Source organism: Pseudoduganella ginsengisoli (assembly GCF_009720865.1).
GTDB classification, from domain to species: Bacteria; Pseudomonadota; Gammaproteobacteria; order Burkholderiales; family Burkholderiaceae_D; genus Rugamonas; species Rugamonas ginsengisoli.
Genome location: NZ_WNLA01000004.1, coordinates 168347 through 194233 on the forward strand (window position 1 = coordinate 168347; position 25887 = coordinate 194233).

17 protein-coding genes and 1 riboswitch are annotated in these 25887 nt (G+C 62.8%); of the genes, 12 read left to right on the top strand and 5 right to left on the bottom strand.

Annotation, left to right across the window (positions count from 1 at the left end; genetic code table 11):
- The first annotated feature begins 22 nt into the window (after positions 1-22).
- The 12 genes from GM668_RS09125 (at position 23) to GM668_RS09180 (ending at position 19833) form a co-directional block, all read left to right on the top strand.
- Complete coding sequence (locus GM668_RS09125; protein WP_155438641.1) at positions 23-1330, top strand: efflux RND transporter periplasmic adaptor subunit; 1308 nt, start codon at positions 23-25, stop codon at positions 1328-1330.
- Positions 1327-4425, top strand: a complete 3099-nt coding sequence (locus GM668_RS09130; protein ID WP_155438642.1) for an efflux RND transporter permease subunit — start codon at positions 1327-1329, stop codon at positions 4423-4425. Before GM668_RS09125 ends, GM668_RS09130 begins: the two co-directional genes overlap by 4 nt.
- The gene (locus GM668_RS09135; protein WP_155438643.1) at positions 4422-7637 is read left to right on the top strand and encodes an efflux RND transporter permease subunit; all 3216 of its coding nucleotides are present in this window, start codon (positions 4422-4424) and stop codon (positions 7635-7637) included. The genes GM668_RS09130 and GM668_RS09135 overlap by 4 nt, the downstream gene beginning before the upstream one ends.
- The gene (locus tag GM668_RS09140; RefSeq protein ID WP_155438644.1) at positions 7634-9079 is read left to right on the top strand and encodes an efflux transporter outer membrane subunit; all 1446 of its coding nucleotides are present in this window, start codon (positions 7634-7636) and stop codon (positions 9077-9079) included. The genes GM668_RS09135 and GM668_RS09140 overlap by 4 nt, the downstream gene beginning before the upstream one ends.
- Before the next feature lie 284 nt (positions 9080-9363).
- The gene (locus tag GM668_RS09145) at positions 9364-10149 is read left to right on the top strand and encodes a sensor histidine kinase (RefSeq protein ID WP_170305561.1); all 786 of its coding nucleotides are present in this window, start codon (positions 9364-9366) and stop codon (positions 10147-10149) included.
- A gap of 48 nt (positions 10150-10197) precedes the next feature.
- On the top strand, positions 10198-12333 hold the full coding sequence (locus tag GM668_RS09150; RefSeq protein ID WP_155438646.1) for a S46 family peptidase: 2136 nt from the start codon (positions 10198-10200) through the stop codon (positions 12331-12333).
- Positions 12334-12443: 110 nt separating this feature from the next.
- Positions 12444-13067 carry a nicotinamide riboside transporter PnuC gene (pnuC, locus tag GM668_RS09155; RefSeq protein WP_155438647.1) on the top strand — a complete coding sequence of 208 codons (624 nt, stop codon included), beginning with the start codon at positions 12444-12446 and terminating at the stop codon, positions 13065-13067.
- Complete coding sequence (locus GM668_RS09160) at positions 13064-13588, top strand: AAA family ATPase (protein WP_155438648.1); 525 nt, start codon at positions 13064-13066, stop codon at positions 13586-13588. The genes pnuC and GM668_RS09160 overlap by 4 nt, the downstream gene beginning before the upstream one ends.
- An 86-nt stretch (positions 13589-13674) precedes the next feature.
- Positions 13675-14325, top strand: a complete 651-nt coding sequence (locus tag GM668_RS09165; protein ID WP_229499088.1) for a hypothetical protein — start codon at positions 13675-13677, stop codon at positions 14323-14325.
- Positions 14326-14632: 307 nt separating this feature from the next.
- Positions 14633-18181 (top strand): RHS repeat domain-containing protein, encoded by a 3549-nt coding sequence (locus GM668_RS30900; protein WP_211923367.1) that lies wholly within the window; start codon positions 14633-14635, stop codon positions 18179-18181.
- A 20-nt stretch (positions 18182-18201) separates the two neighbouring features.
- Positions 18202-19488, top strand: a complete 1287-nt coding sequence (locus GM668_RS09175) for an RHS repeat-associated core domain-containing protein (RefSeq protein ID WP_155438650.1) — start codon at positions 18202-18204, stop codon at positions 19486-19488.
- 21 nt (positions 19489-19509) lie between these two features.
- The gene (locus tag GM668_RS09180; protein ID WP_155438651.1) at positions 19510-19833 is read left to right on the top strand and encodes a hypothetical protein; all 324 of its coding nucleotides are present in this window, start codon (positions 19510-19512) and stop codon (positions 19831-19833) included.
- Positions 19834-19947: 114 nt separating this feature from the next.
- Here GM668_RS09180 and GM668_RS09185 read toward each other — a convergent pair whose 3' ends face one another.
- The 5 genes from GM668_RS09185 to GM668_RS09205 all read right to left on the bottom strand — a co-directional run bounded on the left by GM668_RS09185 (position 19948) and on the right by GM668_RS09205 (position 25867).
- Positions 19948-22047: a TonB-dependent siderophore receptor gene (locus GM668_RS09185; protein WP_155438652.1), complete on the bottom strand. Its 2100-nt coding sequence runs from the start codon at positions 22045-22047 to the stop codon at positions 19948-19950.
- 48 nt (positions 22048-22095) lie between these two features.
- Positions 22096-22199, bottom strand: a riboswitch (TPP riboswitch).
- Between the two features lie 56 nt (positions 22200-22255).
- Entirely contained in the window at positions 22256-23413 is a 1158-nt protein-coding gene (locus GM668_RS09190; RefSeq protein WP_155438653.1) for an iron-containing alcohol dehydrogenase, read from the bottom strand.
- 83 nt (positions 23414-23496) lie between these two features.
- Positions 23497-23838 (bottom strand): hypothetical protein, encoded by a 342-nt coding sequence (locus tag GM668_RS09195; protein WP_155438654.1) that lies wholly within the window; start codon positions 23836-23838, stop codon positions 23497-23499.
- Positions 23839-23855: 17 nt separating this feature from the next.
- Complete coding sequence (locus tag GM668_RS09200) at positions 23856-25148, bottom strand: RNA polymerase sigma factor (protein WP_155438655.1); 1293 nt, start codon at positions 25146-25148, stop codon at positions 23856-23858.
- An 11-nt stretch (positions 25149-25159) separates the two neighbouring features.
- Entirely contained in the window at positions 25160-25867 is a 708-nt protein-coding gene (locus GM668_RS09205; protein ID WP_155438656.1) for a YciI family protein, read from the bottom strand.
- Positions 25868-25887 lie beyond the last annotated feature (20 nt).

Below are 25887 nucleotides of genomic sequence, written 5' to 3' on the forward strand. Positions count from 1 at the left end.
CTCGATCCATTGGGAAACGACCATGCCAGCACCGACACCAGCCACTCCACCCGCAGCACAGCCCCGGCGCAGCCGCCGTTCCGCCATCATCGGCGCCCTGATCGCCGTTGCCGCCATGGCGGGATTGGGCGCGCTGGCCTGGCACTTGACCCATCCCGCGGCAGGCGACAAGCCGGCAGCGGGCGCGCCCGGCGGTCCTGGCGGCCCGGGAGGGGGCCGCAGGGGCGGCGGCGCCACCACGGTAGGTGTTGCCACCGCGGAACTTGCCGATATTCCCGTGTCGCTCGATGCGCTGGGTACCGTGACGGCGGCAGCCACGACGACGGTGCGCCCGCAAGTGTCCGGCATCCTGCAAAAAGTGCTGTTCAAGGAAGGCCAGATGGTGAAGGCCGGGCAAGTGCTGGCGCAGATCGATGCGCGCCAGTTTGACATGGCGCTGATGCAGGCTACAGGCCAACGCCAGCGCGATGAAGCGCAGCTGGAAAACGCCCGCCTGACGCTGGAGCGCTACCGCACGCTGCTGGCGCAGGATTCCATTGCGCGGCAAGATGTCGATACGCAGGCGGCGCTGGTCAAACAGCTGGAAGGGACGGTCATGACGGACAAGGCCAGCGAAGGCACGGCGCGGCTGAACCTCGGCTATACGAAGGTCGTGGCGCCCATTGGTGGCCGGGTTGGCTTGCGCGTGGTGGACGTGGGTAATCTGGTCAGTACGGGTGACGCCAACGGCATTGCCGTCATCACGCAACTGGCGCCCATCGATGTGGAATTCGCAATTCCGCAAGACCGCGTGCCGGATGTGATGGCGGGCGCCAATGCCGGTGACAGGCTGGTGGCTGTCGCCTACGACCGCACCCGCACGCAGGAGCTGGAGCGGGGCGCCTTTGCCGCGCTGGACAACCAGGTCGATACGCAGACCGGCACGGTCAAGGCCAAGGCGCGCTTTGCCAACGCAAACAATACCCTGTTCCCCAGCCAGTTCGTCAACGTGCGGCTGCAACTGCGCACCATCAAGGATGCCGTCATGGTGCCGGTGACGGCGTTGCGCCACGGCGGCAACGGCGACTTTGTGTATGTGCTCAAGCAGGACCGCACGGTGTCGCAGCGCGCCGTCACGCGCGGACAGGCGACGGCGGACAAGGTGCAGATTGTCACGGGCCTGAAGGCGGGTGAACAGGTGATTACGGAAGGCGCGGACCGGTTGAAGGATGGCGCCAGGGTGATGCTGCCCGGCGACAGGCCGCCGCAGGGCGGCGATGGCAAGCGTGAAGGCGGCCAGCACCGCCACCGCCGCGATCAGGCCAGTGCACCTGCGGGATCGGCGCCATGAGTCCGTCCCGCCCGTTTATCCAGCGCCCGGTAGCCACGTCGCTGCTGATGCTGGCCATCGTGCTGGCCGGGCTGGTGGGCTTTAAGTTCTTGCCGCTGTCGGCGCTGCCGCAAGTGGATTTCCCCACAATCCAGGTGCAGACGCTATATCCGGGGGCGAGCCCCGAAGTGATGGGGCAAACCGTGACGGCGCCGCTGGAACGCCAGTTTGGCCAAATGGCGGGCTTGCAGCGCATGAGTTCCACCAGCGCGGCAGGCGTGTCCATCATCACGCTGCAATTTGCACTGGGCCAGACGCTGGACGTGGCGGAACAGGAAGTGCAGGCCGCGATCAATGCAGGCGGCTCGCTGCTGCCGACGGATCTGCCGGCGCCGCCGGTCTACGCCAAGGTGAATCCGGCCGACGCGCCCGTCATGACGCTGGCCGTCACATCCAGCCAGATGCCGCTGACGGAAGTGCAAAACATCGTCAACACGCGGCTGGCATTGAAGATTTCACAAGTGTCCGGCGTGGGCCAGGTCACCCTGAGCGGCGGACAGCGTCCCGCCGTCCGCATCCAGGCCGATACGCAGGCGCTGGCGTCGTACGGCCTGGGCCTGGACACGTTGCGGACTGCGATCACATCGGCCAACGCCAACAGTGCGAAGGGCAGCTTTGACGGCCCCACGCGTTCGTTCACCATCAACGCCAATGACCAGTTATTGACAGCCACCGATTACAGGCAATTGATTGTTGCCTGGCGCAATGGAGCGCCGGTGCGCCTGCAAGATGTGGCGCGCGTCGCCGATAGCGCGGAAAATGTGCGGCTGGGCGCGTGGTCCGGCGCCAGGGGCGCCTTGACCCCGGCCATCATCGTCGAAGTACGGCGCCAGCCGGGCGCCAACGTGATCGCCACCGTTGATGCGATCCGCGAACGCTTGCCGGAATTGCAGGCCGGCTTGCCCGGCGCATTGAAGGTCGACGTGCTGAGCGACCGTACCAACGGCATCCGCGCTTCCGTCGAACACGTGGAAATGGAACTGGTGCTGGCCGTCGTGCTGGTGGTGCTGGTGATTTTTGCCTTCCTGCACAGCCTGCGCGCCACCGTCATTGCCAGCCTGGCCGTGCCGATTTCACTGGTCGGTACGTTCGGCGTCATGTACTTGCTGGGCTACAGCCTGAATAACCTGAGCCTGATGGCGCTGACGATCGCCACGGGGTTTGTCGTCGACGACGCCATCGTCATGATTGAAAATATTTCGCGCTATATCGAAGAAGGCGAATCGCCGATGGAGGCCGCACTAAAAGGCGCCACGCAGATCGGCTTCACGATTATTTCGCTGACGGTGTCGCTGATCGCCGTGCTGATTCCGCTGCTGTTCATGGGCGACGTCGTGGGGCGGCTGTTCCGGGAATTTGCCGTGACCCTGGCCATCACGATTTTGATTTCCGCTGTCGTGTCGCTGACATTGGTGCCGATGATGGCGGGCCGCTGGCTGGCAAGCCATGCGCATGGTGAAACCGGTTCAAAAATGGGCGATGCCATCCAGCGCTTTTTCGACAAGGTGATTGCACGCTACGACACGTCGCTGCAATGGGTGCTGGAGCGGCAGCGCATGATGCTGCTGGTGGCGCTGGCAACGCTGGCATTGACGGTCGTGCTGTACGTCGCCATCCCGAAAGGCTTGTTCCCCACGCAGGATACGGGCCAGCTGCAAGTGCGCATCGAGACCGCGCAAGCCGTGTCGTATGAACGCATGGCGCAATTGCAGCAGGCTGCCGCGCGAGCCATGCTGCAAGACCCGGATGTGGAAAGCCTCAGCTCCGTGGCGGGCGTTGACGCCGCCAACAATACGATGCTGCACACAGGCCGCGTGCTGGTCAACTTGAAACGGGACAGGGGAGACCAGCAGGCGATCATGGAACGGCTGCGCCGCCGCGCGGCGGAAGTGCCGGGCGTGACGGCGTATTTGCAGCCGACGCAGGACTTGACCATCGATGCGGAATCCGGCCCCACGCAATACCGCGTTTCGCTGGAAGGGGTGGATAACGCCACGGTGACGCGTTGGGCAAACAGGCTGGCGGAGCAGATGCGGCACAAGGACCCGTTGCGCAACGTGGTATCCGACGCGGGCGCCATGGGTGTGGCGGCGCACGTGACGATCGACCGCGATACGGCGTCGCGCCTGCAAATCACGGCGGCGGCCATCGACGACGCGCTGTATTCCGCGTTTGGCCAGCGCATCGTGTCCACGATTTTCACGGAAACCAACCAGTACCGCGTGATCCTGGAAGCGCAGCCGGGCGCGCTGTCCACGCCGGAATCGCTGGGCAACCTGCAATTGCGCACGGGTTCCGGCAAGCCCGCGCCATTGTCGGCCGTGGCCACCGTGGCGGAGCGCCCGGCGCCGCTGCAAATTACGCACGTGGCGCAATACCCCGCCACGACGCTGGGCTTTGATACGGCGCCGGGGGTATCGCTGGGGCGGGCCGTGGAAGCCGTGAAGGAAGCGGCGCAAGAGATCAATTTGCCGCCCTCGGTCACGCTGACGTTCCTCGGCGCTTCCGGCGCATACCAGGCGTCGCTGACCAACCAGCTATGGCTGATTTTGGCTGCCGTCGTGTGCGTGTACATCGTGCTGGGCGTGCTGTACGAAAGCTATATCCACCCGCTGACGATCTTGTCGACGCTGCCGTCGGCCGGCGTGGGCGCGCTGCTGGCATTGCTGGTGACGGGACAGGATCTTGGCGTGATCGGCATTATCGGCATCATCCTGCTGATCGGCATCGTGAAGAAAAACGCCATCATGATGATCGACTTTGCCATCGAAGCCGAGCGCGATGAAAAGAAAGCGCCGCGTGACGCCATCCACCAGGCGGCGCTGCTGCGGTTCCGGCCCATCCTGATGACCACGCTGGCGGCGCTGTTTGCCGCCGTGCCGCTGATGTTTGGCTGGGGCGAAGGGGCGGAATTGCGCCGTCCTCTGGGTCTGGCGATATTCGGCGGGCTGATTGTCAGCCAGATCCTGACCTTGTACACGACGCCCGTAATTTACCTGGCGTTCGACCGGCTGGGGCAGCGGTGGCGGGGACGGGCACGGGAGATGGCGGCATGAACCTGTCCGAACCCTTCGTCCGCCGGCCGATCGCCACGGTCTTGCTGACCATCGGGCTGGCGCTGGCCGGCATTGCCGCTTTCTTCGCGCTGCCCGTGTCGCCGCTGCCGCAAGTGGATTACCCATCGATTTCCGTCAGCGCGAATTTGCCGGGCGCCAGTCCGGACACCATGGCGTCCAGCGTCGCGACGCCGCTGGAACGGCGGCTGGCCGTGATTGCCGGCGTCAATGAAATCACGTCGAATTCCGGCAATGGTTCCACGCGTATCAGCCTGCAATTTGACTTGAACCGCAAGATCGATTCCGCCGCACGCGAAGTGCAGGCCGCCATTAACGCGGCCCGTGCGGATTTGCCCGCCACCTTGCGCAGCAATCCCACGTACCGCAAAGCCAATCCTTCGGACGCCCCCGTCATCATCCTGGCGCTGACATCGCCCACCCGGTCACCGGGACAGATTTATGAAGCCGTGGCCAACGTCGTGCAGCAAAAGCTGGCGCAGGTGCAGGGCGTGGGCGACGTGGAAATCGGCGGCGGTTCGCTGCCTGCCGTGCGCGTGGAAATGCTGCCATATGCGCTGAACCGCTATGGCCTTGCGATGGAAGACGTGCGGGCCGCGATCCAGGCTGCCAACGCGAACCGCCCTAAAGGCGCGCTGGAAAACGAAGGCCGGCGGCTGCAAATCTATACGCATTCCGGGCCGGACACGGGCAAGCGCGCCACGGCCGCCGATTACCGCGACCTCATTGTCGCCTGGCGCGGAGAGTCCGCCATCCGCCTGCGCGACGTGGCCACCATCACCGATGGCCAGGAAAACCGCAATACGCTGGGCCTGTTCAACGGCGACCCCGCCGTCATTGTGCTGGTGACGCGCCAGCCGGGCGCCAACGTGATTGAAACCGTCGATGGCGTGCGCGCGCTGATCCCGCAGTTGCAGGCGCAATTGCCGCCGGACGTGAAGCTGCAGGTGGCGTCCGATTCCACCAATTCCATCCGTTCGTCGCTGCATGAAATCGAAGTGACCCTGCTGATTTCCATCGTGCTGGTGGTATTGGTGGTCAGCGCATTCTTGCGCAGCGCACGCGCCACCGTGATTCCTGCCGTGGCCACCGTCGTGTCATTGCTGGGGACCTTTGGCGCCATGTACATGCTGGGTTTTTCATTGAATAACCTCAGCCTGATGGCGCTGACGGTGGCGACCGGGTTTGTCGTCGATGACGCCATTGTCGTGCTGGAAAATACGGCGCGCCACGTGGAAGGGGGCATGGACCGCTTCAAGGCGGCGCTGCTGGGCGCGCGCGAAGTGGGTTTTACCGTGTTGTCGATCAGCCTGTCGCTGGTGGCCGTGTTTATTCCGCTGCTGTTCATGGGCGGGCAGGTGGGGCGGCTGTTCCGCGAATTTGCCGTGACGCTGTCGGCCGCCGTGCTGATTTCGCTGGTGATTTCGCTGACCACGACGCCCATGATGTGCGCGTGGATGCTGAAACCAGGGCAGCATGTCCAGCAACAGCCAGGGCGTCTCGCGCGCTGGTTTGAGCGCGCGTTTGGCGTGGTGCTGCGCAGCTATGAACATTCGCTGGACTGGGCGCTGTCGATGCGCTGGCTGGTGATGGCGATCCTCGTGTTTGTCGTGGGCTTGAACGTCTACCTGTTTTCCGCCGCGCCGAAAGGCTTTTTCCCGCAACAGGATACGGGGCAGATCAATGGCGGCTTGCGCGCGGACCAGAGCATTTCATTCCAGGCCATGCAGCAAAAGCTGAAACAGCTGGTCGATATCATCAAGAGCGATCCCGCCGTGGCCACGGTGGTCGGCTTTACCGGCGGCGGCAGGGCCGGGGGCGGCTTCATGTTCGTCAACTTGAAGCCGGCGCCGGAGCGCAGCGATTCCGGCCAGGCCGTCATTGCCCGGCTGCGGCCGCAATTGGCAAAAGTCACGGGCGTGTCGCTGTTTTTGAATCCCGTACAGGACTTGCGCATGGGCGGGCGTTCCAGCAATGCCACTTACCAGTACACGCTGCAAAGCGATAACCGCGTGGATTTGAAAACGTGGGCCGCCAAGCTGGCCGATGAAATGAAACAGCGTCCGGAATTCACGGACGTCGATACGGACCAGGCGGAAAATGGCGTGGAAACATTTGTCGATATCGACAAGGATACGATGACGCGCATGGGCATCGGCGTGCGCGACGTGGACAATGCGCTGTACAACGCATTTGGCCAGCGCCAGGTGGCGACCATTTACGATGAATTGAACCAGTACAAAGTCGTGCTGGAAGCGGCGCCCGATTACGCACAAAGCCCGCAAGCGCTGAAGGATGTTTATGTGCCGGTGAAAGGCACGGCAGCCAGCGGCGGCGCCAACAGCAGCGCCAATAATGTGGCGGCGGCGCGCGACCTGTCGACCGGTTCCGCGCTCAGCACGGCTGTCAAAGCCATGGCGCCGCTGACGGCCATGGCCACATTTGCCGAGCGCTCGACTCCCGCGTCGGTCAACCACCAGGATGGCGAGCTGGCGACCACCGTGTCGTTCAATTTGCCGGAGGGCGTGAGCCTTGGCGAAGCGCAAAAGGCCGTCAGGGAAGCGGAAAACACGATCGGCATGCCGAATAATGTGCGGGGCAGTTTCCAGGGGACGGCGCGCAGCGCGCAGGAATCGAACCGGCAGCAGCCCTTGCTGATCCTGGCCGCGATCGTCGTCATTTACATCGTGCTGGGCATGCTGTACGAAAGCCTCGTGCATCCGGTAACGGTGCTGTCGACGTTGCCATCGGCCGGCGTGGGCGCCGTGCTGGCGCTGCTGATGTTCAAGATGGAGTTTTCCATCATTGCGCTGATCGGCGTATTCCTGCTGATCGGTATCGTGAAGAAGAACGCCATCCTCATCATCGATTTCGCACTGGACGCGGAGCGGGCGCGGGGGCTGACGGCCGTGCAAGCCGTGCGCGAAGCCTGTTTGCTGCGCTTCCGCCCGATCTTGATGACGACACTGGCTGCCGTACTGGGCGCGCTGCCGCTGGCCATTGGTTTTGGCGAAGGGTCGGAGTTGCGGCGTCCGCTGGGCGTTGCGATTATCGGTGGCCTGATCGCCAGCCAGATGCTGACGTTATTGACCACGCCGGTGGTCTACATATTGATGGACAAGCTGCGCAAGCCCGGCAAGTCCGAAACACATTTGAGCCGTCACATAAGCGGCGATCCCGAGGTTGCGCCATGAATCATGACATCAAACCCATCGCCGCCGCCGTGGCGGCGGCACTGCTGATGAGCGGCTGCGCCGTGACACCACCTTATCAGGCGCCTGCCGTGACGGCGCCCGCCGCATTCAAGGAAGCGCCAGGCTGGGCGCCTGCCGCGCCGGCCGATGCGCTGGACAAGGGGCCGTGGTGGACCTTGTTTGGCGATCGCGTGCTGGATGAGCTGATGCGTACCGTGACGGTTTCGAACCAGAATGTGGCGGCTGCCGCGGCAGCGTATGCGCAAGCCCGCGCACTGGTGGCGGAACAGCGCGCGCAAATGTTTCCACAAGTGGACCTGGGCGCCAACGCGTCGCGCAGCGGCGGCGGTGGGACGACGCGCGCGGCAGGGCAATACCGCGTCAATATCGGCGGCACGTGGGAACCGGATGTGTGGGGCAAGCTGAGCGCCGCCACCGTCGGCGCGCAGGCCGGCGCGCAGGCGTCGGCGGCCGACCTCGCTGCCGCGGCCTTGTCCGCGCAGGGCGAACTGGCCGCCAGCTATTTCGCGCTGCGTGCCGCTGACGCACAGGGCGCGCTGCTCGACGCCACGGTGGCGGGCTATGAACAATCGCTGCGGATTGCGGGCAACCGCTTCGCTGCCGGGATCGGCACGCATGCCGACGTCCTGCAAGCGCAGACTCAGCTGGACAATGTCCGTATCGACCGCTTGACGACGGCGCGGCAACGCGCGCAACTGGAACATGCCATTGCCGTGCTGCTGGGCAAGGCGCCGGCGGCGTTTGCGCTGGCGCCGCTGCCAGCGGATACGGGGCAGGCAGGCGGGGCCGCGGCCGTGGGGCCTGTCGTGCCGCGCTTGCCGCCTGTGCCGGCCATACCGCCCGGGGTGCCTTCGGAGCTGTTGCAGCGCCGTCCAGATATTGCCGCAGCGGAACGCCGTGTCGCGGCGGCAAATGCCCAGGCCGGCATCGCGCGCAGCGCATATTTCCCCAGCCTGACGCTGAGCGCGTCGTACGGGTTTGGCGCCAGCCAGGCGGCGGGACTGTTCAGTGCGTCGCACAGCCTGTGGTCGCTGGGATTGGCCGCGGCGCAAACCTTGTTTGATGCCGGCGCCACCCGGGCCCGCGTGGCGGGAGCGGAAGCCGCGCGCGACGCGGCCGTTGCCCGCTACCGCCAGATCGTGCTGGCGGCATTTGCCGACGTCGAAGACCAGCTTGCCGCGAGCCGCATACTGGAACAGCAGCAGGCATTGCGCGCCAGCGCGTCCGCTGCCGCAGACCAGGTGGAACAGCAAATGGTCAACCGCTACCGTGCAGGCCAGGTCAGCTATACGGAAGTCGTGCAGGCGCAGGCGACAGCGCTCAGCGCCCGCAGGGCATTGCTTCAGGTGCAGTCCGACCGGCAGGGTGTGGCGGTGGCGCTGGTCCAGGCGCTGGGGGGCGGGTGGCGGGCGGCGCCCTGATGCCTTGATGCCCGGTGCAGGCCGCATGGCCGTGCTTGCCCTTTTTGTATCGGCTCGTATCATCGGACGATGGCGTTCGAGTATCGTGCGCACCTTTGTATGCCGGTGCGCGGATAATTCTATTCGCGATGTCCACCTTTGCTGCCCGGTAGAGACCCATCTGCCGGCGGCGCCTCCTCAGGTTTAACGAAGCGGGAATAGGCATGCGGGCAGTGACAGAAGATTTACGAGGCCAGCCAGAAAGCGGTATTGCTCCGGAATCAGACAGAAGTGTCCAAGACGAAGTGACGTGGTTGCGGCATGCGCTTGAGGCCGCCAAGGTTCAGCTGGGCGCGCGGACTGTGGCGCTGATTGAATTGCAGCAGCGCTTTGATCACCTTACTGATGAATTGCGGCGGGAACAGCAACTGTTCAGCCACCTGATGCATAAACGCGAGCAAGAGCGCGAACAATTGGCGCAGGACATTCATGACGCGCTGGCGCAAAACCTGCTGGCCTTGCGTATCGATGTGGCGATGTTTGCGTCCCGCACGGCTGGCGCCCATGGCCGCTTGCATGAGCGTACCGAGCAGGTGCTGAGCCACGTGGATGTGGCGATCCGCAATGCGCGCGGCCTCATCAACGAGCTGCATCCGCCTGTCCTGGAACTGGGCTTGCTGGCGGCGATGGAGTGGCTGACGGCGCGTTTTCGCCGCGAGACCTTGCTGGGTTGTACATTGGCTGTGCCGGACGATGCCGCGTGCAATGCCATTGCGCCGCCGGCCGAACTGGCGTTATACCGGATACTGCGGGAAGCGCTGGAAAACGTGCATCGCCACGCCCATGCGACACTGGTTGAAGTGGTGCTGAAGACGGATGGGGATTGGGTGGAGTTGTCCGTTGCCGACAATGGCATCGGCATCGCTGCCGGCCAGCGGGGCAAGCCCGATGCGTATGGCTTGCAAATGGTGGCGGAATGCCTGGCCGGCATGCGGGGAGAGTTAATCCTGGAGGCGAACAAGCCTGGAAAAGGATGCCGTTTCATTGCCCGCATGCCGTTTTCGTCCGCTGCGGCAGCGCCGCCTTTGTGAGGGAAGGGCCTGATATACTGCCGGGGCTTCACCCTCTGGAGACCCCAATTGTATAAATTGCTAGTACTTCCGGCCGCACTGCTGGCCGTGTCGGGCGCTACCCGCGCCGACGAAGGGCAATGGCAGCCGCACCAGCTGCTGCAGCTCAAGGCTGAACTGAAGAAAACCGGCATTGCCATCCCCGCAGAAAAACTGGCCGACCTGTCGAAACACCCGATGAGCGCCATCGTGTCGACGGATGGCTGCTCGGCATCGTTCGTGTCGCCGGACGGCCTGGTGGTCACCAACCACCACTGCGCATACGACGCAATCCAGCGCAATTCCACGCCGGAGCACAATTACATTGCCAATGGCTTCCTGGCCAGGACCCGTGCCGCCGAACTGCCGGGCGGCCCGAACTTGCGCGTCTACGTGACGGACAAGGTGGAAGACGTCAGCGCCCGCGTTTTGAAAGGGCTGGATGCGATGTCGGGGCGCCAGCGCCATGAAGCAGCGCAAAAGCGCATCAAGGCGCTGATCGCGGAATGCGAAACCGACAAGATGTACCGCTGCTCCGTGCCCAGCTTCCACCGCGGCGCCGAGTATTACCGTATCCGCCAGATGATGATCCGCGACGTGCGCCTCGTGTACGCGCCATCGGACAAGATCGGCAATTATGGCGGCGACATCGACAACTATGAATGGCCGCGCCACACGGGCGACTATTCGTTCCTGCGCGCGTATGTGGGCAAGGATGGCCGTCCGGCCGACCCGTCGCCGGACAATGTGCCGTATCAATCGAAAGACTTCCTCGTCGTCTCGGCCGAAGGCTTGAAGGCGGGCGATCCTATCCTGCTGGCCGGTTATCCGGGCCGCACCAGCCGCTACAAGCTGCCGGTGGAAATCCGCTATGCGCGCGACCATGCCTATCCGTTGCAGGTGGCGGAATACCAGGCCGACCTGGATACGATCGCTTCCGCGACCAAAGGCGATGATGCGGCTGAGGTGCGCTACGCCAGCGTGGTCAAGGGCATCAACAACAAGATGAAGAAGACCCAGGGCTTGCTCGATGGCTTTGCCCGCAAAGACCTGGCAGCCATCAAGGATGGCCAGGATGCGCAATTCCGCGCATGGTATGCGCAGCAGCCGAACAAGTCGGCCACGATGCTGGCGGAACTCGATGCCGCGATTGCCGCCGACATGGCGCTGTCGAACGAGGAATTCGCGTATACGGTCGCCACCAACAGCGATTTGTTCAAGAGCGCCCGCACCTTGTACCGCCTGGCGCTGGAAAAGCAAAAGCCCGATGAAGACCGCAAGGCAGGCTACCAGCTGCGCGACATGTCTTTCATCAAGGCCCGCATGACGCGCCTGGAACAGTCGTATGACGCCAAAGTCGACCAGGCGCGCTTTGCGGCGGGGCTGGCGCGCTATGCGAAGCTGGACGCGGCCAGCCGCCCGCAAGGGCTCGATGCGCTGTTGCCATCGCAGGCCGGCGTGGCGGCGCTGTACCAGCAATCGCTCCTCGGCGATACGGCGCAGCGCGTGGCGCTGATGGACCGGGATGCCGCGTCCCTGGCCGCGTCCGATGACGCCTTCGTCAAGCTGGCCGTGAAGCTGCATGCACTGGGCATGTCGCTGGAAGAGCGCCGCATGGAAGTGGACGGCAACCTGGAGCGCATCGTGCCGCAATACATGGCCGCTGTCATTGCGTGGAAAAAGTCGCAGGGCAAGCCGGTTTATCCGGACGCCAATTCCACGCTGCGCGTGACCTATGGCACGGTGTCCGCCTACTCGCCGAAAGATGGTGTGACCAAGGGCCCGTTCACGACGGTGGAAGGCATCGTGGAAAAGCATACGGGCAAAGAACCGTTCGTGGCGCCGCAGGCACTGATCGAAGCCGTGAAAGCCAAACGCTATGGCCAGTTCAAGGACCCGGTGCTCGGCACCGTGCCGGTGGATTTCCTGTCCAGCGCCGATACGACGGGCGGCAATTCCGGTTCGGCCGTGATGAACAAACATGGAGAATTGATCGGCCTGAATTTCGATTCGACGTATGAATCCATCACCAAGGACTGGTACTTTGACACGGCCATCACGCGCGCGATTCACCTCGATATCCGCTATATGCTGTGGGTGATGAAGGAAGTCGACCACGCGGATAACGTGCTGAAAGAAATGACCATCAAGTATCCCAAACGCTAAACAATGTGCCGTCATTCCAGCGAAAGGCTCGGCGCCCCCGCTGGGAATGACGCGTCAGTAACTGACGGCGGCCCCGATGGCCGCCGTTTTCCTTATAATCGCAGGCTACCATGAACGATTCCATCTCCCTGCTCGGCCTGTCCACGACGCCGCTTGAATTGCTGTCCTTCCTGCTGTCCGTGGCGACAGTGCTGTTGAACATCCGCCAAAACCACTGGGCGTGGCTGTTTGCCATCGTGTCGTCCGCCACGTACGGCATCGTGTTTGCGGGCGCCAAACTGTATGGCGACATGGCGCTGCAGCTGGTATTCATCAGCGTGTCGTTCTGGGGCTGGTACCAGTGGCTGTATGGCAGCGTGTCGCACGACAAATTGACGGTGACGGAGCTGGACCGGCGCGGTATCGCATGGTCCGCAGCCGGCTGGCTGGCCGGCTTTGCCATTCTCGCCTGGTTCCTCAAGCGCTATACCGATACCGACGTGCCGAATATGGATGGTTTCCTGACCGCGGGCAGCCTGGTGGGGCAAGTGCTGCTGTCGCGTAAAAAAGTCGAGAACTGGCACGTGTGGATCATCGTCGACATCATTTATGTCGCGCTGTACGTCCATAAACACCTGATCCTGACCGCCGTGCTGTATGGCTTGTTCGTGCTGATGGCGGTGGCCGGCCTGGCTGCGTGGAAGCGCGCCGCGGAAGGGGCGGGCGACGCGGAAGACGCGGTGGTGCTGAAATGACTCAAAAAGTGGCCATCGTGGGCGCCGCGTCGGCCGGCAAGTCCACGCTGGCCGCGCGCCTGGCCGCGCATTATGGCACCGTGTGGGTGCCGGAATACTTGCGTGAATTCGTCGATACGCAGGGCCGCATGCCGGCCGCCAGTGACCAGATCGTGATTGCCCGTACCCAGGTGGCGCGCGAGCAGGCGGCGCTGGCGCAAGCCCACGGCTACCTGTTTTGCGATACCACGCCGCTGATGACGGCCGTCTACAGCCGCCACTATTTCGGCGGCATCGATGACGAACTGGAACAACTGGTGCAGCGTTCCCGCTATGACGTGACCTTGGTGTGCGCGTCCGATATCCCATGGGAGCCGGACGGCATGCGTGAAACGCTGGATGAATGCGCCGTCATTGCAGGCTTGCTGTTCGATGAACTGGACAAACGCAATATTGCCTACTCACTGGTGGCGGGCGACGCTGCGCAGCGCTTGCTGAAAGTCGAGCACGTGCTGGGCAAGCCTGCTACAGTGAGGAAATGACAAAAAAATTCCTCATAGCAATCACTGCCCTGTTCGCAAGCAGCTTGCCGTGCGCGCAGGCTGGAACGGGTTATTACCTAGTCTCCATGTATGACGAGGAAGGCCAGCTGGGCATCGATTACAAATACTGGAATGCCGACTTTACCAATGCATCGAGCAAGTCGGCGCCGGAAATCGGCATCAGCTATAGCGTGACGCCGCGCTGGTACACGGAATTCAATGCCGAGTGGTTCCGCCAGCATGGCAAGGATGGCAGCCATTTGTCAGGTTACAGCTGGCAAAACGACGTGCTGCTGACACAAGGGCAGTATGCGGCGGATGTGGCGCTGCATACGGAACTGGGACGCAGCCATTCCCGGCCCCATGTGACAAGCCTGGAGATCGGCCCCGCGATGCAGACCGAGTATTACCGCACGCAATTCAACGCGAACTTGTTCCTGCAGCGCGACATCCAAGGCGCGGCGGACGCGCAGACGCAGCTGGTCTACCAGTGGCAAATCAAGCAGCGCTGGAAAAGCTGGCTGGAGCCCGGCGTGCAAGGCTTTGGCGAAGTCGGCAAGTGGAATCACTGGCTGCCGCGCAATAAGCAGTCGCACCGGGCAGGGCCTGCCGTGTTTGGCGAGGTGGACGTGGGGGCGGGCCAGGAAATCAAATATGACGCGGCGTGGCTGATCGGCAAAAACGCTGCGCGCAGTGCGCAAAGTTTCACCATGCGGGTGCAATACCTGTTCCGGTAAGCGCCCGCCCGCCTGACCATGTACCCCAAATAATTTGTCCGGGTGTGACTTTCTGTGAGAATGTGTCATTGTTTTATATATAAGATTTTAATATCTGAAACATTCTCTTTGCGAAAAATAATGCACCTCCCAATCCGGCCGACCTGATTTTCCACTGTTCCGACGCCCGGGACAGGCGAGCGGTTCACGATTATTCCCTGGCTTTGACATTGCAATCTGCCATCGAACGCGGACTGGATTGTCACGCCTGTAGGAATTGGAGTTGCATTCGAATACTTGTTCTTTTGTTCAACTCAAAGGAGTTTTTATGCAAGAAAGAAATAAGCGGCGATACCCGGCATTATTGCTCGCGGCATTGGCGCTCCCGGCCGTAACGCGGGCGGAAGAAGTCCTGGTGCAGGACATTAACCGCAACAATACGCCCGAGCGCGCCACGCCGATCGGGGACCGGGTCAATCCCCATACCGGCGACTTGCTGGTGGAACATAACGATCTGACGTGGCGCGGCAATGGCGGCATGGATATCGTCCTCAACCGGATTTACAGCGCTCAGGGCGCGGCCGGCGGCAAGGCTAACGCGTTCGTCAATTCCTTCCGTTGGCGTTCGCTGGGCGCCGGCTGGGTAATGCTGCCGGCGCCGCGCTGGATCGACACCAAGACCATGGCGTCGCCTGCCACGGGCGGCGTGCGGCCCCCTTTCGACGCGACGAACCTGTGCAATAACCAGCCGTTTTCCAAGCCGTTCGAATCGTCGCTGACAGCCTACCTGGAATTACCCAACGGCAGCCACGAACACCTGTTCTTCGTCGGTAACTACACGGCGCGTACGAAAAACAATTGGCGCGCCGTGTGCAGCGCCGGCAATGTGACGGTGACGTCGCCTGATGGCATCAACTATGACTTCGGCAACATCTCACCACAGGAAACCGTGTGGGACACCTTGTATGGAAGTACCGGCAATTCCCAGCTGCTGGTGGCGAAGAAAGCCACCGACCAGTACGGCAATTGGCTTGCGTACACCTATGAGCGCAAGACCTTTGCACCGGAAAACGTGGAAGGCGCGGGCGGTGGCGAAAGCGGCTGGGTTAGCCTGCCGGTGTCGATTACCTCGAGCGACGGCCGCCAGGTCAACTTCACGCACGACGCGGTGACCGGACGGCTGGTTTCCATGTCGGATAACACGGGCCGCACCTGGAGCTACGAGTATTCGCCAGCCACGCAAAACACCACCGGGCGCGCCTTGATCAGCGTCACCCTGCCGGAAGGCCGGACCTGGCGCTTCACCTATGTTCCGGGGCCGATCGCCAGCTCGGATTACCAGGTCAGCGCCTTGTCCCGCAAGCTAGCCACCATCACGTATCCGGAAGGCGGGGTCGTCACTTATACGCTGGAGGCGGCGAAACAGACCGCGCCTTCCTGCGGCGGATTGCCTGGCAGCGACACGTACTATCCGCGCGTGAAATCGCGTTCGCTGTCGACCGGCGGCACGTGGAATTACGCGTACACCCATGGCGGCGCCGGGCAATACGACTCCACCGTGGAAAGCCGCCCGGACGGCGTGCAGTTCACTTACAAGCACATGGGCGCCGGCTATGCCAATTCGTGCGACTACCTGGTCAATTCCAACACCGGCTGGATGCTTGGCCGCCTGATGGAGAAAAGCGACAATCTGGGCAACAAGGAAACGTACACGTGGAGCCAGCGTGAAATTACCGCCGACCGGCGGCGCTTCCAGGGCCCGGAGCTGGTGTGGGATGCGAAAACCTGGGCCGCCGACATGGCCAGCCGCACCATCTACCGCGACGGCGCCACCTATACGACGACGTTTTCCAACTACGACCAGTATGGCAACGCCGGCACCATTGTGGAGAGCGGTCCCAACGGCGGTTCGCGCACCACGACCCGTACCTACAACATCGACACGGCAAAGTGGCTGATCGGCCAGGTGAAGGATGAAATCCACGCCGGCAAGTCGACCACGCGCGTCTTCAACAGCAACGGCAAGGTCGCGTCCGTGACCAACGATGGCGTCACCACATCCTATACCTACGATGCGGGCGGCAACCTGGCCACCGTGACGCATCCGCGCGGGCTGGTGCACAGCTATTCGAACTACATGCGCGGCATCGCGCAGACGGAAAACCAGCCGGAAAATATCACGATCAGCCGCGTGGTCGATGCCGCCGGTAATGTGACCTCGGAAACCAATGGGGAAGGCCAGACCACCACCACGACCTTCGACAAGTTGAACCGTCCGACTTACATCACGTACCCAATCGGCAGCACGAAGGCGTTTTCGTACGGTCCGAACTGGAAGACCGTGACGCGCGGCTACCTGGTCGAGCGCACCGACTTTGACGGCTTTGGCCTGCCGCTGCAGGTGTCGCTGGGCGGCATCGTCACCACCTATGCCCATGACGCGTTCGGCAACAAGACGTTCCAGTCCAATCCCGGCAGCGCGGTCGGCACCCGCTATACTTATGACCAGTTCGGCCGCGTCAAAACCGTCACGAACGCCGACGGCTCGGTCGAGTCGACCACGTACGGCGCCGGCTCCGTGAGCGTCACCGATGAGCGCAACCAGACCACCACGCACACGTACCGCGCTTACGGCGACCCTAACGACAACCACGTGATGGCGATCACCACGCCGGAGCCGGCCGCCAACGTGTCGATTGTCCGCAACAGCGCGGACTTGATCACGTCGGTGACGCAGGGCGGCGTGACCCGGACCTACACCTACAATGCCAACCAGTATCTGACCGGCGTGACGAACCCGGAAACCGGCGCCACCGTCATGGGACGCGATATCGCCGGCAACATGACTTCCCGCCAGGTGGGAACGTCGGGTACCACGACGTTTGCGTATGACGGCCAGAACCGGCTGCAATCGATCACCTATCCGGACAGCACACCGTCGGTGACCAAGACGTATTCGAAGACCGGCAAGCTGAAGTCCGTTACCACCTCGGCAGCCGCGCGCAGCTACGTCTACGACGCCAACGACAACCTGGTCAGCGAAACCCAGACGGTGGACGGCGTGGCGATGACGGTGGGATACGGCTATAACACGGTGGACCAGTTAAGCTCAATCACTTATCCGCGCGCCAACCACGTGGTCGACTATGCGCCGGATGTGTATGGCCGGCCGACCAAGGTCTCCGGCTACATTTCCAGCATCGCGTATTGGCCTTCCGGACAGGTCAAGCAACTGACCTACGCGAACGGCATGGTGACCTCCTACCAGCAGAACGACCGCCTGTGGCCATCGTCGTTCAGCACCCAGAAGGGCGGCGCTTATTTCATCAACAGCAGTTATACCTACGACGGCAATGGCAATTTGACGGCCGTGTCGGATTCCGCCGACGGCGCCTACAACCGCACCCTGGGGTATGACGGCATAGACCGGCTGGTCAGCGCGGCCGGTTCCTGGGGCGCCGGCGCCATCGCCTATGACGGCGCCGGCAATATCAAGAGCCAGGTGCTGGGCGGCTCCAGCCTGTATTACAGCTATGACGCCAATAACCGCCTGAGCAGTATTTCCGGCAAGCGCGCCGGCAGCTTTGCTTATGACGCGCTGGGGAACGTGATTGCCGCGCCGGGGAATACCTTTGTGTATGACAGCGCGTTCAACTTGAAATGCGCCAACTGCGCAAGCTCCACCAATAAAGTCGATTACGTGTATGACGGCCTCAATCAGCGAGTATCGGTGACCAAGGCCGGAGTGAAGTCATACGAAATGTATGGCTCGCACGGCAACCAGCTGGTCGAGTACACGCCCGCGCAATCGAACAAGCTTACTGAATATATCTACCTGGGTGGCAAGCGGATTGCCCAGCGTACCTCCACACAGTAAACACTCACTCTGGACAACCCATGGTTAAACATCTCTATAGCAGAACAATCGCGGTCTTATGGCTGTTATTCAGTTTTTGCCTGCCGGCGTTTGCCGCGCCGAATGACGCGGCGCTGGTTTCACAGTCGGTCCCATTGACGCTGGCCCCGGGGCAAAACGCGACGGTGTCCATCGTCATGAAAAACACGGGCACCAATACCTGGACTGCCGCCGGCAACTACAAGCTGGGGTCGCAGAATCCCGGCGACAACATGACCTTTAACGCCGGGCGTGTGCTGCTTGGCGCCGGCGACAGCATCGCGCCAGGCCAGCAAAAGACGTTCACCTTCAACATCACTGCGCCCACCACGCCTGGCGTGTACAACTTCCAGATGCGCATGGTGCAGGAGTTCATCGAGTGGTTCGGGGAATATTCCACCAACGTTGCCGTGGCAGTGGGTACCAGTGACGCCATCACGTATTACCACAACGACGCGGCGGGAACGCCGCTGATGGCCAGCGACGCCAACGGCAACCTGCTGTGGAAGGAGTACTACCAGCCCTACGGCGATAAATTGGCCAACCCGGCGGCGGGCGCCAACAACGGTTTATGGTTTGCCGGCAAGCCGTATGATTCCAACACGGGACTGTCATACATGGGCGGGCGCTACTACGATCCGCTGGTCAGCCGCTTCATGGGCGCCGATCCGCGCGGCTTCGACCCGAACAACCTGCACAGCTTCAACCGCTACGCGTACGCCAACAACAATCCTTACCGCTACGTGGACCCGGATGGCCACAGCCCGCTGGACGTGGCCTTCCTGGTGTGGGACCTCGCCAAGCTGAGCGGCGCACTGTATTCCGGCGTCGGGGTGGGGGCGGCTGCGGCCGATGTCGCACTCAGCACGATCGGGGTATTGAGCCCGGTGCCGGGCATGGGGCAGGCCATGAAGGCCGCGCGCGTGGTCGAACATGGGGTGCAGGCTTCGCGGGCCGCGGGCGCCGCCCGTGAAATCAAGACGGGCAGGGAACTGGTCCAGCAATTCGGCGAAAAAGCCGTGCAGCGCGAGCAATACCTGCGCAATGCCGAAGGCAAGATCGTCAAGGATGGCCTGACCGGCGAAGCGCGCCGCATCGACCACGTCGTCATCAAGGATGGCAAGGCCGTGAAGGCCGTGGAAACCACCAGCATGGGCGCGAGCAAGAAGGCGCAAGCGGCCAAAGAAGATAGAATACGCAGCCAGGGAGGTACCTTTATCCGCGACCGCGAAACCAAGCGGCTGGTGGATTTCGAAAATGTCCCCACGGAACTGGTACGCCGTAATTAATGGAAGATGGATGGAGTTTGAATGGATAACTATTTATTGATACGCACCGGTCCCAATTTTCGGCTGGGCGCCGGCATCGATATCGCCGAGGAAGCGGCGGTGTTTGATGCACTGTGCGGTTTCCTCAAGCAGCATGCATTGCTGGCGCCCAGCGTAGTGCTGCCGGCCGGCGGCTGGGAGGGCTTTGAATTGCGTGCCCATGACTTGACGGAAGAGGGATTGGCCGTGATGAAATGTGGCCTTGACCGCTGGCTGACGGGTCAGGACAAAGGCAAGCCGGCCAGTGATGTCGGTGTGCTGGAGAAGTGCCTGGCCAAGGTGCGCAAGGCCGCCGGCACGGTCTGACCCGGCTTGACGCAACAGTAACGCCGCAGGCCCGCAGCCTGCGGCGTTGTTGTTTTTACCGGTTCAACAGCACCGGTACGCGGGCGCCAGCTCAGGCAAGCGCCCGCTCCGGCATCAAAAGTCGACTTGCGCCGACAGTTTATAAGTGCGCTCGGCGCCCGGGAACAGGTAGCCGCCCAAGTCCGGCGTCACGTCGCGCCAGTAGAACTTGTTGGTGGCGTTGGCGACCTGTGCGCGGATGATGGTCTTCACGCCGCCGGCTTTCACTGCATACGATGCGCCCAGGTTCAGCACACTGTAGCCCGGCACGAACACGGTATTGAAGTTGTCGAACGCCTTGCGGCTCGCATATTGCCAGTTCGCGTTCAGCTTCAAGCCATCCACTTGCGGCAGCGCGTATTCGGCCCACAGCGAGGTGCGGAACTTCGGCACGTTGGTGACGCGCTTGCCATCCATCGACGGGTCGCCGGTGCCGCTTTGTTCGGTGTCGAGCGCCATGGCGGTAAACCACAGCTTCACGTCGCGCGTGAGCTGGCCGTTGGCCCGCATTTCCAGGCCGCGGTGCTGGCGCTCGCCGCCGCGCACATAGTCATTCGCGGCATTGATGAATTCCAGGCCGGTGCGGATCTGGAATACGGCCATGGCCAAACTGATGTCGTCGCCGATGTCGGCTTTCACGCCCAGTTCCACTTGCTTCGATGCCGATGGCGCCAGGGCGTGGCCCGGGTGGCTGGTGCCGATCGGCGCCACGCCGCCATATTCCAGGCCCTTGGCCCAGCTGGCGTAGGCGGTGGCATTGGCTTTCGGCGAGTAGACCAGCGCCACGTTCGGCAGCAGGAAGGTTTCATCGACCGGCGTGGCGCCGGCTTCGTCGCGCTTGACGTGTGCGCTGCGTACGCCGGCATGCAATTTCAGCTTGTCGGTCAGGCCGGCCACGTCCTGGACGAACACGGCTTGTTCGCGGTCGGCGCGGCGTTCGGACACGGGGCCGCTGGTGCCGCCTTTTTGCGGGACCACGACCGGGTGGTACAGGTTGCTCGGCGTATCGAGGCCCAGGTACAGGTAGTCGCCCCATTCTTCGCTGTTCTTGAACCACGACCATCCGGCGCTCAGCGCATGGCTGACGGCGCCAGTGGCGAATTTGCCCTGCAGCAGGGCTTGCGCAGCCTGCGGCGTTTTGCGCTCGCCCAGGCTCTGGTAGTCGTAGACGTCGAAGTCGCCATTGGCGCAGAAGCCCGGATACAGGTTTTCAGCCCCGCAGCCATACGGGAAGGCAGCGTAGTCATCCCGCTTGAATGCATGGCGGTTGGCCGAGAACGTGGCGCTCCAGTCATTGTTCAGTTGTGCCAGCAGGCGCATGCCGATATTGCTGCTCTCGGTGGTGACCGGCTTGCTCCACGGCTGGCGGTTCAGCATGATGTCGGCCGGGATCACGGGCAGCGTGGCATTGTTGATCAGCTGGACGCCGGGCGCGGAAACCTGCGCTTTTTTCTGGTAGTCGCCATCGACCTGCAGCAGCACGTCCGGCGAGATTTGCCAGTCAAACGCGCCGGAGACGAAGTTGCGGTGGCCGTCGGCGCCCTTGATGTACGAGCGCAGGCGTTCGGCCGCGACGTTGATGCGGTAGCCAAAGCGGGTGTCGTCGAAACGGCCGCCCAGGTCGGCGTGGCCGAGCAGGGTGCCGCGCTCGCTGGCTTCGACCGTCACGCTGCGCAGTGCTTCCCTGGTCGGGCGCTTGGTCACGTAATTGACCATGCCGCCAGGCGCCGCCACGCCGGCCTGCATGCCGGCCAGACCTTTGAGCACTTCGATGGCTTCCTTGTTTTCCAGCGGGATTTGCGTGTCGCCGGAAATCGCCAGGCCATCCTTGCGGTAACTGTTGGCGTTATTGAGCTTGAAGCCGCGGATGGAGAATTGCTCGGCATAGCCGACCGCGTTGTACGCATCGCTGATGGACGCGTCGAACTTGGCGGCGTCCGTCGTTGTGCGGATATTCAATTCCTGCATTTTTTCACGGTCCAGCACATTGACCGATGCTGGCGTCAGCAGCAGCGGCAGATCGGCAAAGCCGCCGACTTGAGCGTGGGTACCGGCCGGCTTGGCGCCGGTGATGACGACTTCCGCCATGGCCTGCTCGCCGGCACAGGCGTTGGCGGCAAAGGCTTGGGCAACCGCCAGGGCGGCGGCGGATACTGCAAATTCTCGTTTGAACATAGTGGCTCTAAAAACGTTGGAGCCAGCGGGGAGGGGGAAACGGCGGAGGGGATCATCACGACGCTTTCCTTCGCTGGCATTATCCAGATCAGGTACGGAGGGTATCTCTCACCCGGACGTTTTTTGAACGGCCAGGACCCCTAGCGAAGCGTGGAGTTTAACACAACCTGCACAAGGCGGGCGCCGGGCGGCGCCTTGATAGCAGGTATTACAGGCTGATTTGCAGCGCGGCGCGGCTCGCGTCCGCGTCGATGTCGCGGTGTTCGCCCAGCTTGACCATGCGGTGTTCGACCAGCCGCGCCACGACGGCATCGATGGCTTCCTGGCCCAGGTTGTAGCCGGACAAACGGGTCTTGACGCCCATCTGCTCGAAGAAGCCGCGGGTGCGCTCGATGGCTTGTGCAATGCGCGTCTCTTCGCCGCCCTCCGTGATGTTCCACACGCGGGCCGCATACTGCAGCAGCTTGGCGCGCTTGGCATCTTTGCGTACCGTGAGGATGCCGGGCAGGACGACAGCCAGCGTCTGCGCATGGTCGAGGCCATACAGCGCCGTCAATTCATGGCCAATCATGTGCGTGGCCCAGTCTTGCGGCACGCCGACGCCGATGATGCCGTTCAGCGCCATCGTTGCGCACCACATGATGTTGGCGCGCACGCCGATGTTTTCCGGTTCCGCCAAAGTGCGCGGGCCTTGCTCGATCAGCGTTTGCAAAATGCCTTCGGCCCAGCGGTCTTGCAGCGGCGCGTCGGCCGGATACGTCATGTACTGTTCCATCGTGTGCACGAACGCATCGACCACGCCATTGCCAACCTGGCGCAGCGGCAAGGTGAAGGTCTTGGCCGGGTCCAGCACGGAGAATTTCGGGAACACGGCGCGGTGCATGAAGGCGCGCTTTTGCTGCGTGGCGGCGCGCGTGATGACGCTGGCCGCATTCATTTCCGAACCCGTGGCGGGCAGCGTCAATACCGCGCCGAACGGCATGGCGGACGTGATGGTCTTGCCGCCTTTTTCCAGGATCAGCCATGGGTCGCCGTCATGCTGCACCGCCGCTGCCACGAACTTGGTGCCGTCAATAACCGAACCACCGCCAACCGCCAGCAGGAAATCAATTTTTTCCGCTTTCACGAGTTCGACGGCTTGCATCAGCGTTTCAAAGTGCGGATTCGGCTCGATGCCGGCGAATTCAAAGACCGTGTGGCCGGACAGCGCGGCCTTTACTTCATCATAGACGCCATTGCGCTTGATACTGCCGCCGCCATACAGCATCAGTACGCGCGCGCCGGCAGGCACCAGCGGCGTGATGGCCGCGATCTGGCCCTGGCCGAACAGGATCTGCGTGGGATTGTAAAAATCAAAATTGAGCAAGGCGGTCTCCCCGGGTTTGAACGATTTTCAAGGGGACTATTATCGCGCAAGGCGGGGAAATGTGCGCGCTATCAGTTCATGGCCTATGGCGTTGCCGCTGCCGGTACATTCATCGGATGCACCTTGTGGACTACGCAGGCATCAAGCTGGAACGCCAGGCTTTGCACGAACACCACGGTTTCACTGTCAATGCCGGGGATGTACAGGTGGCGCGGCGTTAATTGCACGGGAAGCTGTTGCCCGGAACTGTGGCCCAGCCAGATATATACGCCGGCTGCATTGAGTTCCACGTCGCCCACATAGACGTGGCAATCCATGCTGTTGCCAGGCAAGCTGAAATCGCTGCGCTGCCTGATCAGTGCGTTCCACTGCGCAGGCGTGACCGGCGGGTTGCGGACGATGTACAGTTCATCGAAGTATTGCATGCATCCATGATAGCCGGTTATGGCAAGGCCGGCACACAGGCCGCCGCGCGGGCCAGCAGTAAATCGCGCTCCCGTTCATTTTGCGCCAGCGCGGCGGCCCGTTCGAATTCCTGGCGCGCTTCCGCGATGCGGCCCAGCTTGTACAGGAAGTCGCCCCGCACGCTGGGCAGCAAATGATAATTTTTCAATGCCGGTTCTTCCAGCAAGGCGTCCACCACTTCCAGCCCCGTGGCGGGACCAAACGCCATCGATAACGCGACAGCGCGGTTCAATTCAATGACAGGGGAGGGCGTCAGTTGCGCCAGGCCGTCGTACAGGGCGGCAATGCGGCCCCAGTCCGTATCGCCGGGGCGGCGTGCGCGTGCGTGGCAGGCGGCAATGGCGGCTTGCATCGCGTATGGGCCCAGTCCCCGCTGCTGGCGTTCGCACAGCGCTTCCGCGCGGGCCAGTGCGGCCAGGCCGCGGCGGATCAGCAATGGGTCCCAGCGCGTGCGGTCCTGGTCCAGTAGCAGCACCGGGTTGCCTTGGGTGTCGAGGCGGGCCCGCATGCGCGATGACTGGATTTCCATCAGCGCGGCGAGGCCGTGCACTTCCGGCTCATCCGGCGCCAGCCCGGCCAGCACGCGGCCCAGCCGCAGCGCTTCATCGCACAGGGCGGGGCGCATCCAGTCGGAACCGGCGCTGGCGGCATAGCCTTCGTTGTAAATCAGGTAAATCACTTGCAGCACGGCGGCCAGCCGTTCGCCCAGTTCCGCGCCGCGCGGCACTTCGAATGGCACTTTTGCTTCCGCCAGCGTGCGCTTGGCGCGCACGATGCGCTGTGCGACTGTCGGTTCCGGCACGAAGAAAGCGCGGGCAATTTCATCGGTGGTGAGGCCGCCCAGCAGGCGCAAGGTCAGCGCCACCCGCGCTTCCATGGAAAGCACCGGGTGGCAAGAGATAAACACGAGGCGCAGCAAGTCGTCGCCGATATTGTCGTCCAGCGCCTGTTCAACCGACAGCGCCACGTCCGGCACCGTGTCTTGCAGCTGGCCTTCGATTTCGTAGGTGAGTTCGGCTTGCTTGTCTTGCTGCAGCTGGCGGTGGCGCAGCAAATCCAGCGCGCGGTTCTTGGCAACGGCCATCAGCCATGCGGCGGGATTATCGGGCGTCCCTGTTTCCGGCCATTTTTCCATGGCTGCCACCAGCGCATCCTGGGCGATTTCTTCCGCTTCGCCCACGCCGCGCAGCATGCGCGCCACCACGGCAATGATGCGGGCGGATTCAATCCGCCATACGGCTTCGATGGTGCGCTGGATGTCCCGCTGCATGTCCCGCCGCGTCACGCGGAGGCCGGCACATGCACGGTGCGCAACTCAACGGTCAGCGCATCCGGATGAGGGAAGGGATAGGAGCGCACCCAGGCCATCGCCTGTTCCAGCGTGTCAGCCTGGATCAGCCAATAGCCTGCAATGAGTTCCTTCACTTCGGCAAACGGGCCGTCGATAATGGCAGGCTTGCCGCCGGAAAATTTTACGCGTCCGCCACGGGCCGTGGACTTCAGCCCTTCACCGGCCAGCGCTATCCCCGCTATGACACCGGCCTGGTTGGCGCGGTTCATCGTGTCGATGACGGCGGGCGGCGGCTCCAGGTCGGCTTCCGTGGCGTCGTCGGACCGCAGCAAGACAGCGTAGGCGTTCGTGGCCGGCGCCGCGCCGGTATCAAAGCCCACGCAGCCGCCGGGGCATCCTGCTTCCCGCACTTCCAGCACGGCGTTGCCTTCGCCATCGGCTGTCGGCCAGCCTGCCGCCCAGGCCAGCGCCTGTTCGCGGCTGTCCGCTTCAATGAAGGTATAACCGGCGACCAACTCGCCGGCTGGTGCAAACGGAGCTTCCGTTACGCTCCACTGGCCGCCGGCGCGCTGCATGCGCACGCCGGACGCCGAAGGATGCAGCCACTTCACGTCAGGCAAGGCTTGCTCCAGTTGCGGCAGCGGAAAGTCTTCCGCTTCCGTCGTCTGGTCAGACCTGCGCAATACCATGAATTGCATGACATCCCTCCTGAAGTGAT